Annotated in this window: 12 protein-coding genes; 7 read left to right on the top strand and 5 right to left on the bottom strand. The window is 50.6% G+C overall.

What is annotated here, in order from left to right; all coding sequences use genetic code 11:
- The first annotated feature begins 24 nt into the window (after positions 1-24).
- Positions 25-678: a winged helix-turn-helix domain-containing protein gene (locus tag Q0386_RS10165; RefSeq protein ID WP_299030542.1), complete on the top strand. Its 654-nt coding sequence runs from the start codon at positions 25-27 to the stop codon at positions 676-678.
- Here the strand turns inward: Q0386_RS10165 and Q0386_RS10160 are convergent, their stop codons facing one another.
- The 4 genes from Q0386_RS10160 to Q0386_RS10145 form a co-directional block, all read right to left on the bottom strand.
- Positions 679-816 carry a hypothetical protein gene (locus Q0386_RS10160; protein ID WP_299030540.1) on the bottom strand — a complete coding sequence of 46 codons (138 nt, stop codon included), beginning with the start codon at positions 814-816 and terminating at the stop codon, positions 679-681.
- A gap of 105 nt (positions 817-921) precedes the next feature.
- Positions 922-1,440 carry an ABC transporter ATP-binding protein gene (locus tag Q0386_RS10155; RefSeq protein WP_299030538.1) on the bottom strand — a complete coding sequence of 173 codons (519 nt, stop codon included), beginning with the start codon at positions 1,438-1,440 and terminating at the stop codon, positions 922-924.
- A complete protein-coding gene (locus Q0386_RS10150) occupies positions 1,437-2,468 on the bottom strand; it encodes an iron ABC transporter permease (protein WP_299030536.1) in 1,032 nt (343 codons plus the stop codon). Before Q0386_RS10150 ends, Q0386_RS10155 begins: the two co-directional genes overlap by 4 nt.
- Positions 2,458-3,465, bottom strand: a complete 1,008-nt coding sequence (locus tag Q0386_RS10145) for an ABC transporter substrate-binding protein (RefSeq protein WP_299030535.1) — start codon at positions 3,463-3,465, stop codon at positions 2,458-2,460. The genes Q0386_RS10150 and Q0386_RS10145 overlap by 11 nt, the downstream gene beginning before the upstream one ends.
- Positions 3,466-3,641: 176 nt before the next feature.
- Here Q0386_RS10145 and proB point away from each other — a divergent pair, with 176 nt between their 5' ends.
- Complete coding sequence (proB, locus tag Q0386_RS10140) at positions 3,642-4,769, top strand: glutamate 5-kinase (RefSeq protein WP_299030534.1); 1,128 nt, start codon at positions 3,642-3,644, stop codon at positions 4,767-4,769.
- 220 nt (positions 4,770-4,989) lie between these two features.
- Positions 4,990-5,595 (top strand): hypothetical protein, encoded by a 606-nt coding sequence (locus Q0386_RS10135; RefSeq protein WP_299030530.1) that lies wholly within the window; start codon positions 4,990-4,992, stop codon positions 5,593-5,595.
- Between the two features lie 16 nt (positions 5,596-5,611).
- Here the strand turns inward: Q0386_RS10135 and nhaA are convergent, their stop codons facing one another.
- The gene (nhaA, locus tag Q0386_RS10130) at positions 5,612-6,793 is read right to left on the bottom strand and encodes a Na+/H+ antiporter NhaA (protein WP_299030528.1); all 1,182 of its coding nucleotides are present in this window, start codon (positions 6,791-6,793) and stop codon (positions 5,612-5,614) included.
- Between the two features lie 187 nt (positions 6,794-6,980).
- Between nhaA and Q0386_RS10125 the strand changes: the two genes are divergently transcribed.
- The 4 genes from Q0386_RS10125 to Q0386_RS10110 all read left to right on the top strand — a co-directional run.
- Complete coding sequence (locus tag Q0386_RS10125; RefSeq protein WP_299030526.1) at positions 6,981-8,240, top strand: glutamate-5-semialdehyde dehydrogenase; 1,260 nt, start codon at positions 6,981-6,983, stop codon at positions 8,238-8,240.
- Between the two features lie 383 nt (positions 8,241-8,623).
- The gene (locus Q0386_RS10120) at positions 8,624-9,253 is read left to right on the top strand and encodes a hypothetical protein (protein ID WP_299030525.1); all 630 of its coding nucleotides are present in this window, start codon (positions 8,624-8,626) and stop codon (positions 9,251-9,253) included.
- Entirely contained in the window at positions 9,250-10,161 is a 912-nt protein-coding gene (gene proC / locus Q0386_RS10115) for a pyrroline-5-carboxylate reductase (protein WP_299030523.1), read from the top strand. The genes Q0386_RS10120 and proC overlap by 4 nt, the downstream gene beginning before the upstream one ends.
- Positions 10,162-10,180: 19 nt before the next feature.
- The coding region (locus Q0386_RS10110) for a hypothetical protein (protein ID WP_299030518.1) at positions 10,181-10,850 on the top strand (670 nt) is incomplete at its 3' end.

The following is a 10,850-nucleotide window of genomic DNA, read 5'->3' as shown; positions in this document are numbered from 1 at the left end:
AATGCCACCAAAAAGTAGGCTAAAATGAAGAAAATTTTGCTCGTTAGCGACGACGCTCAGATGCAGCTAAACCTCAATGCCGCGCTTTACCGCTTTAACATCCGCCTAGTTCGTTTTGAAAATTTAAGCGAGCTAAAAGAGGATTATTATAGCGGCAACCGCTACATCTTTTACGTCATCGACGTAAAGACGAAGGATCTAGCGAATTTCGACTCGGTCAAATTTCTGCGAGATAACGGAAGTTTAACTCCCGTTATGATCCTTATAGATAAGGCCATTCCCACGCTTTACAAGAAAATTTACTACGCAAAATACGACGACTTTATGGTTAAGCCTTTTTTGCCCGAGGAGTTTTTGTTTCGGGTATTTAGAAACTGCCGAATTTTACTCGGGAGCAAATTTGAGCTAAAAAACGGCGCCGTATACGACAAAAACAGCCTCACTCTGCACATAAACGGCACAAGTATAATGCTAGGTAAAAAAGAGGGGTTGTTTTTAGAAATTTTAGCCAAAAACGCCCCGCACGTAGTCACGATCCAGGAGCTTGAGTGGAGTATCTATAAAGACGAAAACGTCTCGTCCGATCGCCTGCGCTCGCTCGTGCGTCAGCTACGCGCGAAGCTACCATTTGAGCTAATAAAAACCGTGCGCAGTATCGGGTACAGTTTGGAGGAGTAGCTAGAGCTTAGGCAAGATCACCTCTTTTTGCGCGAGTTTTTCAAAGGTGCAGACGTCGCCGTAAATTTTAGCCAGCAGCTCGTCGTTTAAAACCTGAGCGACGCTGCCTTTTGAGACGATCCGCCCGCCCTTAAACACTATCACTTCGTCGCAAAACCAAAGGATGTGGTTTGGCTCGTGCGTGCATATGACGATCGTCTTGCCGCCCGCAGCGATCTTTTTTAAAATTTTCCAAAGCGTGATCTAGTTTTTAAAATCAAGCGCGGACGTCGGCTCGTCAAGCAAGATGAGCGGCGTATCCTGCGCAAGCGCCCTGGCGATAAAAACGAGCTGCCGCTGCCCACCGCTAAGCTCGTTCATCTTTTTATCCGCCAGATGCGAGATACCGATAAACTCCATCGCCTCGCTAACCGCTCTTTTGTCGTCTTTACTAAAGCCAAATAGGCTCTTTACGTGCGTGGAGCGGCCCATCAGGACAATGTCTCTTACGAAAAACGGAAAATGCAGCTCGGTATGCTGCGCGACGTAGGCGATGTTTTTGGCCATCCACGCGGGGCTTTTGTGCTTCGTATTTTGCGAATCAACGTAAATTTCGCCGCCTTTTATACTTAGAAATTTCATACAACAGTTAAAAAACGTGCTCTTGCCGCTGCCGTTGGTGCCTAAAAGACCGCATATGTTGCCTCTTTTGATCTCGATGCTTACGTCTTCGAGCCCAAATCCTCCGTAGCTAAAGGATAAATTTTTCGTTTGCAGTATCATTTTAGCAGCTCCTTTGCTTTGCTTCTTAAAAGCGCGATGAGAAAGGGCGCGCCCACCAAAGAGGTTATGATGCCCACGGGGATCTCGGCCATCGCTACCGTGCGCGCGAGCGTGTCGCATACGAGCAGATAGAGCGCTCCTATAAGCCCCGATAGCGGCAGCACCCATCTGTTATCCGGGCCGCTTATGAGGCGCGCTACGTGAGGCATTATGAGTCCTATCCACGCGATGATGCCCACATTTGCCACGCACACTGCGGTCATCAAAGTAGCGATCGTTATAAATATAAGCTTGTATTTTTCGGGATTTATGCCGAGGCTTCTTGCCTGATCGTCGCCTAGACTTAGTAAATTTAGCTTCCACGCAAGCGTGCAAAGTGCTACAAAGCAAACTCCCGTGACCGATGCGATCTCGCCTAGGCTTTGCCATTTGGAGTAATACAGCCCGCCCATCATCCAAAATGTGATCTCTCTTAGCTGCGCGTCCTCGCTGACGTATTTTACGATCGATACGCACGCAGAAAATATCGAGCTTACGATGACGCCAGATAAGATAAGTCCCACTACGGGCACTATACCGCCGTTTTTTGCGAGCGTATAGGATAAAAACACCGCAAAAAACGAAAATGCAAACGCGCTTAAAGCGATATTAAAAAATATGCCCGAAAACAGTATCGCTAGTGCCGCGCCCAGGGCCGCGCCCGAGCTAGCTCCCAGTATAAAGGGCTCAACGAGCTGGTTTTTAAAGCAGGCCTGATATATCGCGCCCGCGTTTGAAAGCGCGAAACCCACTATCACGGCGGTTAAAATTCTAGGCATTCTGATTTCAAAGATGACGGTTTGATCCATCTTAGAGATGCCTGCGGCGGGGATGTCAAAAATTTTCAAATTTAAAACGTCCAAAATTTTAGCGATCGAAATTTTATAATCCCCGAGCATGAGCGCCGCGATCATACAGAGCAAAAGCGCGCCCAAAAGAACGAATAAAAATAGTAAATTTGACTTAAAAGCGCCTGGCTTAAAAGTCATTCTCTACCGTCCAGTCTAAAATTTGCTCGCTTCTAAGCGCCTTTGCCTGCTCTTCGCTCACGCCGTAAACGTCTTTGTAAAAATCGATGACAAATTTATGAACCTTGATGCCTGAAAAGAGCTGCGGATAGGCCGCTTTTGCGATTATGAGGATATCGATCGGATACTCCACGCGGCGCGCGCAGTTCATCGGCGACCACGGCATAGCGTAAACGCGCTTGTTTTTGATCGCTTTTAGCTCCTCAAGTTTTTCAAAATCTGCCGAATTTAAAAGCTCGCTTGCGGGATGGTAGCCGTTTGAGGTCGGCAGCACGATGACGTCGGGATCTATCGCGTAGAGCTGCTCGGTGCTTAGAATCACGTTTGAGCCGTCGCCTCTAAATGCGTTTTTAGCGCCCGCGATATTTTCGATGATGAAGGATTCGGGGGTATTTACGCCGTAAGCGCTCGCCACGCCGCCGTTTTTGCGGATATTTGGATTAAGCCCCATGTAGAGCATGCTTACCTTTTGATCCTCTTTTAAATTTGCCGTGCGCTCCTGCACGAGTTTTTGCGTTTTGTCGAGGTATTCAAAGAGTTTTAGAGCCTTGTCCTTTTGCCCAAATATCTCTCCGAGCACTCGCATCTCCTCTTGCATCGTTGCGATTTCAGCGCCTCTTGGAGCATAGATCACGGCAAGCGGAATTCCCAGAGCTTCGATAGTGGCGATCGTTTTTTCTACGGCGTCTTTATTTGAGCCGCGCAGCGTGCAGTCTCCGATACGAAGGATCACTAGCTGCGGATTTTCGTTTGCTAAGGCTTCGAAATTTATAACGTTTCCTTGCGGAGAATTTACGCAAGGCAGGTCATTTAGCCACGGGTGCAGATACTTCATGACGTTCCATTCGCGAAGTGTGTAAGCTTCGCCCGCTTTGGTGGTGAAGTCGTATTTGTAGTCTCTCTTCATAGGCCACGAGCCGATGAGCTTTACCTTGTCGATCACGCCAAGATGTGTCATGACGCTCTCGACGAACCCGTCGTCGATCGTAGCGACCCTCTCAAGCGGAGATGCGATCTTAACCTCCGCGCCGCCTGATTAAATTTACCTAGATTTCGCGCCATCGCCGCGCTATAAAGCTAAAATTTAAAATAAGCCGTTTTGGGTATAATTTTCAAAAATTTCGGAGCGGTAAAATGGATAGAAAAGAGCTTCTAGGCGGCGTAAAACGCATCGTCGTAAAGGTCGGCACCTCGACGCTGGCAAACGCGGACGGTTCGCTAAACGAGGACAAAATCAAGCAAATCGTAGCAAATTTAAGCGAACTAAACGAAAACGCGGAAGTGGTTTTCGTAACCTCGGGCGCCGTGGGGGCTGGCATGGGTCAGATGAAGCTCGCGCACAAGCCAAAATCCATCGTCGAAAAGCAAGCGCTTGCGGCCATCGGGCAGGTCTCACTCATACATCTTTATCAAATTTTATTTTGGGCGCACGGCAAGACGATTGCGCAACTGCTGCTAACCAAGGACGATTTTAGCGACCGCCGCCGCTACCTAAATATGCGCAGCGTCCTGCGCTCCCTGCTTGCCAAAAAAATCATCCCCGTCATCAACGAAAACGACCCCGTCGTGGGCGAGGGAATAAGGGGCGTAAAAGTGGGCGACAACGACACGCTAAGCGCGCTGGTTGCGGGACTAATCGAAGCTGATTTGCTCGTGATTTTGACCGATATCGACGGGCTATACGATAAAAATCCCAGCATTTTTGCGGACGCTAAATTTATAAATTTGGTCGAAAATTTAGATGATAGCATTAGAGCCGCTGCGGGCGCGGAGGGCAGTAAATTTGGCACCGGCGGCATGCGCACCAAAATCACCGCAGCCGAGATGTCGACCAAAAACGGCACACACCTCATCATCGCAAACGGCGCCGACCCGCGAAACATCGTGCGAGCAGCACAGGGCTGCGAGGTCGGGACGCTCTTTTTGGCGGGCAAAAATAGGATAAATTCGCGTAAATACTGGCTCGCCTACTCCGCCGCGGACAAAGGCTCCGTCGCTATCGACGCGGGCGCAGCGAAGGCGCTAAAAGAGGGTAAAAGCCTGCTAGCAGTCGGCATCCACGAGGTCGTGGGCGAGTTTGAGCGTGGCGAAACGCTAACTATCAAAGATACAAGCGGCCGGGCGCTAGCTCGCGGCATAACAAACTACTCCTCGGCCGAGCTAGCCCTCATAAAAGGGCGCAAGAGCGAAGAGATCGAGGCGGTTCTGGGCTACAAATACGAGGACGAGGCGCTGCACATCGACAACATCGCGCTTATTTAGGTCAAATTTGGCGGTTTGCTGGCGGCTCAATTTAGCCTCGAGCGTGTCAAATTTACGCCAAATTTTAAGCAAATTTCGCTATATGGCTGTAAAATTTAAAGCTGATACGGCGGCTAAATTTGATCAAATTTGACTGTCTAAACCAACCGCGCGCCTGCCGTTAAATTTGATGGTTGATTTTTGAGCGCGCTTTAAAATATGGATCAGTTTAAGGAAAACGATGAACGAAAAAGAATCGCAGACCGCGAAATCCCGCCGCGACCCTGTGGCGCATAAAGGCTTGTTTGAGCGAGCTATTTTAGCCGGCTGGGCGCCGTTTTCGCTCGGGGTCTTATTTTTTGCGGCACTTGGGATATGGGCGTTAAATTTAAGCCCGGACGAGATTTTAGAGCTTAAATTTTGGTTACCTTTTATCCGCGGCGTGCGTGTTTTTGCACCGTTTTTAGACGACTTTACAAACAACGGCGCGAGCCTAAACGTGATTGCTTTTTACGCCTGCGCCGCGCCGTTTTGGATCTGCTTTTTCGCCGCCGTTTTTTGCCTAAACTACGGCCGCACGGATGTCGGAGGCGTAAATTTGATCGTCGTAGCCGCAAAACTCGTCGTGCTCGGCGGATTTTGTTTTCTCGCGTTTAGCGGGCTGCTCTTTGCGTCTGAAGGGATGGGTGGCAGATGGGGCGTTTACGTGCGCTTTGACGCCTATGCCCTTGCAAACGACAGCGCGCCTTATAATCTTGCTGCGGCTCTGGTTATCGGCGCGATTTTTGCGGCGTTTGGCGGCGTAGTTTGCGATTTTATTTATGGATTACGAGGTAGCCGGCGGTAGTGAGCCGCTTTGCTCACTACCGTTTTTCTATCGCGCCCGGATTTTCGGTGCTAAATTTTAGTAATATAAACCCGGCGGCGCCTGAAACTACCGAACCTAGCAATATAGCAAGCTTGTCCGTGTAGGCAAAGGCGTCCGTGTCGTTGTAGGCTAGGCTGTTGACGAAAAGACTCATCGTAAACCCTACGCCGCAAAGCACGGCAATGCCGTAAAGCTGGATGAAATTTGACCCCTCGGGCAGCTTGGCTAGCTTAAATTTGATCGCTAAAAAGCTAAATCCAAATACTCCGATTTGCTTGCCGATGAAAAGCCCCAGCGCCGTGCCTAGCGCGACCGGAGACAAAATCTCGTCCAGTCCGACGCCTCGCAGTGAGATGCCTGCGTTTACGAAGGCAAATATCGGCAGCACGCCAAACGCTACCCAGCCGTGCAGGTCGTGCTCGATACTTTTTAGCATAGATTTGCCCGGCTCGTCTTTAAAGCTAAGCGGTATGAAAAAGGCCGCTACGACGCCCGCAAGCGTGGCGTGAATTCCCGATTTTAGCACCGCTACCCACATCACCGCGCCTACGATTAGATACGCCGCTTTGCTCTTTACGCCGAGTCTGTTTAGCGCAAAAAGTGCGGCTAGGCAAACGCTCGCTACCGCAAGCATTTGTGTGCTAAGCTCGCTCGTGTAAAATAGCGCGATAATCACGATCGCGCAAAGGTCGTCAACGATCGCTAACATCATGAGGAAAATTTTTAAACTAGTCGGTACGCGCGGCCCAAGTAGGCTTAAAATCCCCAAAGCAAACGCGATATCCGTCGCTGTCGGTATCGCCCAGCCGCCAAGCGCGAAGGAGTCGTGCTTCGTAAAAAGATAGAAGATAACTGCGGGCACTATCAGGCCGCCTGCTGCGCCGATCGCCGGTAGCGCGATTTGCGACGGATTTTTTAGCTCGCCCTCCAGCACTTCGCGCTTTAACTCAAGCCCGATGAGAAAGAAAAATACCGCCATCAATCCGTCGTTTACCCACAAGATTAGCGGCTTGCTTAGCCCGTATTCGCCGAAGCTCACGGTAAATTTGGTCTTTAAAAATTCGTTGTAAAAATCGCTCAAAAACGTGTTTTGGCATAGCAGCGCCGCGACCGTAGCGATCATCAGCAAAATCCCGCCGCTGGCTTCGTGTTTTAAAAACTCTTTTATTCCGCCCATTTTGCTTCCTTTTTATAAATTTTGGCGATTATATCGTATTTTTACGCTCGCATAAAATTCGGGCGAATTTGGCTATAATCAAGTCAAATTTAAAGGTAAATTTAGTAGACGCGTCGCTAAAATTTGCCATGCCGCGCTTGCGGGAGCGGGACGCTTGCGCACGGTTTTTATAGATTAAGGAGCGAAAATGAATGAAATTTTAGATATATGTAAGCGTGCAAAGGCTGTTTGTGGCGAGCTTTTGAGACTTGATAGCAGGGCTAAATTTGAAATTTTAAACGCCGTGGCGGACGAGCTGCTAGCGCAAAAAGAGGCTATAAAAGCGGCAAACGCCAAAGACCTTGCAAACGGCGAGAAATCGGGCCTTAGCTTGGCGTTGCTTGATCGTTTGCGACTAACGGATGCCCGCATCGAGGCTATGGCGAAGGGCGTGCGCGAGGTGGCGGGCTTCGCCGAAGTCGTGGGCGAAAATTTAGGCGGCTGGAGCCATCCAAATGGCATGCAAATCAGCCGCGTACGCGTGCCGCTGGGGGTGCTGGGTATCATCTACGAGAGCCGTCCAAACGTCAGCATCGACGCGGCGGCTCTGGCGCTAAAAAGCGGCAACGCGGCGATTCTGCGAGGCAGCGCTAGCGCGCTAAATTCGAATATCTTTTTAGTAAATTTATTTAACGAGGCGGGGGCGAAATTCGGCTTACCGACGGGCGCGGTGCAGCTAGTAAAAAGCGCCGAACGCGAAGTAGTGGCGCAAATGGCGAAAATGAGCGAGTATATCGACGTTTTGATACCGCGCGGCGGCAAGAGCTTAAAAGATTTTATCGCGCAAAACGCGACCGTGCCGATCATCATGACGGGCGCGGGGGTGTGCCACATCTTCGTCGATGAGAGCGCAAATTTGAGCGAGGCTGCAAAGATAATCAAAAACGCCAAAACCCAGCGCCCAAGCGTCTGTAACGCCGTTGAGTGCGTACTTTTGCATGAGTGCATAGCGGGCGAAATTTTACCGGAGCTGGTGCGCGAGATGCCGGAGGTCGAGTTTCGCGTGAGTGAGCAGCTTCTAGGCGCGTGCGAGTCGGAGTTGCGCGGTTTGGCAAACGTTAAGGCTGCAAGTGAGAGCGATTTTGGCGCCGAGTTTTTGGATCTCGTTTTGGCTGTACGCGCGGTGCGAGATACGGATGAGGCGATCGGCTTTATAAATGCGCATTCTAGCGGGCATTCGGACGCGATTTTGAGTGAAAATTACTCAAACGTCGAGCGATTTTTGAACGAAGTCGGCAGCGCGGTCGTCTACGCCAACGCCTCGACGCGTTTTAGCGACGGTAGCGAGTTTGGATTTGGCGGGGAGATCGGCATCAGCACGCAAAAGCTGCACGCCAGAGGGCCGATGGGGGTGAGGGAGCTTACGACCTATAAATACGTCGTCCGTGGAGGCGGGCAAATTCGTTAGCGGCTCGTCTTTTGAGCGCTTTTTGCGGATTTTGTTAAAATTTGACTCGATAGGCTATATGCCTTATCCTCGTCAAATTTTAACTTCATTCTGCTTGCAGCTGCGAGCTTACGAAGCAGAAAACCCCAAAAATCATCTCAAAACAAGCGTAGCGTTTTTGCGAAGCAAAATGTTTCTATAAAATACTTCGCCTTATCGTTTTACGTTCAAATTTGGAGTCAAATTTAAAGCTGAATTAGTATTTTTTCGGTGCGACAAAACATCGAAATTTGCGACATCGACGGCGACTTTTTCGGCGATGAAATTTGACCCGTCGCAGGTCACCGCTCGGGCGTAGAAAGGCGAAATTTATGCTAAAATCGGCGTAAATTTAAAGGAAACCGATGAAAAAACTAAAATTTATCTTTGCTTTTGCCGCGGCGTTTATTTTTGGCGGCTGCTACGAGACGACGCTACTTACGCGCGTGCCGATCTCGGCGCTTGCTTCGGATAAAGGTGCAGACGTGAAATCCACGATCGTGCTAACTGGCATAACGCCGCAGACGCACGACGAAAAAGTAGTAACGGACAACGTGCGGATTTTCGTCCCGGACGCTAAATTTAAGGATTTTCCGACGGGAGAAACCGCCTACGAGATGAGCGTGAGCGCCGGTAAGGGCGAAAAAGGCGGCAAAAACTCGGATAAGCGCGCCGTGCGGATATATCTAAGCCCAGACGGCGACGTCTACGGCAAGCTTAGCAAAAATATGCTCGAGCAGTACGCGGGCGCGGCAAAACAGGGCGAAGCGCCGACGCTAAAAGCGGCGATCAAATTTGAAAACGACACGAAGGACGTCTATGAGCTGGTCGTGGGCAACGACTTTAAGGCTAGCGATGAGGCGCAAACGGGCGGCGTTTATACCTTGACGCCTGGGCAGGTTACGGGGGCTATCTGGGCGGATAGCGCGGTGGTACGTGACGCGGTCGCGGGCAAGGCGGTTAAAATCGGTACCCTAAAAAAGGCAGCAAAATGAAAAATCCTAAAATCGGCTTTATCGGCGGCGGAAATATGGGTGGCGCGATGATAGAGGCGCTTTGGCGAGCGCAATCTGACGAGGCCGGCGCAGTGCGAAGCTTTGCCGAGGACGAGCAAAAATCCAGCGGCAGCGAGGCGCGCGGGACGGAAAATTTAGCGCAAACGGATAAAAAAGCAAGCCCGCACGAATGCGAAAAAAAGACGAAATTTGAAATCCTAGCCTGCGCCAGAAGCAAAAACGAAGCTTTGCGGCAGAGATTCGGCGTAAAAATAGCCGCGAGCGAAGCGGATCTAGCGCGCGAAGCGGACGCGGTCGTACTGGCTACTAAACCCGCTAGCTACGAGGCTATCTTGCGCCTGATCGCACCCGAGCTAGCGGGCAAAATTTTGCTTCTTTTGGCGCCGAATTTTGACATAAAGCGCGCTAGACAAATCGCTGGCGAGGGCGTTTATATCGCTCGCGCGATGCCAAACGTCGCAGCTAGCATCGGAGCGTCGGCCACGGCTCTTTGCTTTGACGCGGGATTTAGCGAGGCTAAGAAAGAGACCGTGCGCGAGATAATCGCTAAAATCGGTAAAATTTACGAGATAGACGAGGCAGGTTTTGCCGCATTTACGGGTATCGCGGGAAGTTTGCCGGCGTATACGTGCGCCTTTATCGAGGCTGCGGCCGATGCCGGCGTGCGGGGCGGACTGCCTAGGCAGCTTTGCTACGACGCCGTCTGCGCAGCCGTAGAAGGGACGGCGCGTCTGATCCAAAGCGGCAAGCACCCTGCCGCGCTAAAAGACGAGGTCTGCTCGCCGGCGGGAACCACGATCGAGGGACTTGCTGCGCTTGAAAAAGGCGGATTTCGCGGCGCTTTGATGCAGGCCGTCGCCGCTTGCATCGCCAAAGCGCGGGGTTAGGTAAATTTAAAGGATAAAAATGAAAAATTTATTATTTGCGCTCTTTGTAGCGTTAAATTTATTCGCTAGCGAGCCCGGCCTTTCGCCATTGTTGGCCGCAGATACGCTTGAAAAGCTCAAAAAATGCAAAAATCCCGACCTAAACGCTACCAAAGAGTGCGTACAAGCTGGCATGGTGGCCGCAAATTCCAAACAAGACTATGGCGCGGCGGAGGGGCTATTTAGCCTAGCCTGCGCTAAAGGAGACGGCGAGGGCTGCTTTTATCTGGGCGAACTTTATAAAAATAATCTAGTAAAGGCCGCGGATAAGAGCGAGCGCGAGACTAAGATTAGCGCGTATTACAAGGCTAGCTGCGTCCTTTACGAGTATTTGCCCGGTTGCTTGGCGTTAGCGAATTTCATGCAAGAAGAGCTAGGCGACGAGGTGCAGTCGTTTGCGATAAACAATACCCTATGCAACAAAAAATACGCTCCCGGATGCTACAACGTGGGCTGGATGATAGAGCGAACGGGAGGCGATATAGGCGAGATGATGGAGTATTACGAGCGCTCGTGTAAGCTAGGCTACGTAGGCGGCTGCGCGAGAGCGGCGTGGCTGTATGAGGGAAATTTCAACGAAAACAGATACGAGCAAGTAAAAAAAGACGCGAAAAAGGCAAAGCAAATGCGAAAAAAGGCGTGCGAGCTAG

The sequence above is a fragment of the uncultured Campylobacter sp. genome, from assembly GCF_938045625.1.
In the GTDB taxonomy this organism is placed as follows: Bacteria; Campylobacterota; Campylobacteria; order Campylobacterales; family Campylobacteraceae; genus Campylobacter_A.
Note: the sequence above shows the minus strand (reverse complement) of the source record. Positions and strands in the feature narration are given on the sequence as shown.

Excerpts from the sequence above, each read along its gene's own strand:
- Q0386_RS10165 (WP_299030542.1), top strand. The coding sequence starts at position 25 with ATGAAGAAAATTTTGCTCGTTAGCGACGACGCTCAGATGCAGCTAAAC.
- Q0386_RS10155 (WP_299030538.1), bottom strand. The coding sequence starts at position 1,440 with ATGATACTGCAAACGAAAAATTTATCCTTTAGCTACGGAGGATTTGGG.
- Q0386_RS10150 (WP_299030536.1), bottom strand. The coding sequence starts at position 2,468 with ATGACTTTTAAGCCAGGCGCTTTTAAGTCAAATTTACTATTTTTATTC.
- Q0386_RS10145 (WP_299030535.1), bottom strand. The coding sequence starts at position 3,465 with ATGACACATCTTGGCGTGATCGACAAGGTAAAGCTCATCGGCTCGTGG.
- proB (WP_299030534.1), top strand. The coding sequence starts at position 3,642 with ATGGATAGAAAAGAGCTTCTAGGCGGCGTAAAACGCATCGTCGTAAAG.
- Q0386_RS10135 (WP_299030530.1), top strand. The coding sequence starts at position 4,990 with ATGAACGAAAAAGAATCGCAGACCGCGAAATCCCGCCGCGACCCTGTG.
- nhaA (WP_299030528.1), bottom strand. The coding sequence starts at position 6,793 with ATGGGCGGAATAAAAGAGTTTTTAAAACACGAAGCCAGCGGCGGGATT.
- Q0386_RS10125 (WP_299030526.1), top strand. The coding sequence starts at position 6,981 with ATGAATGAAATTTTAGATATATGTAAGCGTGCAAAGGCTGTTTGTGGC.
- Q0386_RS10120 (WP_299030525.1), top strand. The coding sequence starts at position 8,624 with ATGAAAAAACTAAAATTTATCTTTGCTTTTGCCGCGGCGTTTATTTTT.
- proC (WP_299030523.1), top strand. The coding sequence starts at position 9,250 with ATGAAAAATCCTAAAATCGGCTTTATCGGCGGCGGAAATATGGGTGGC.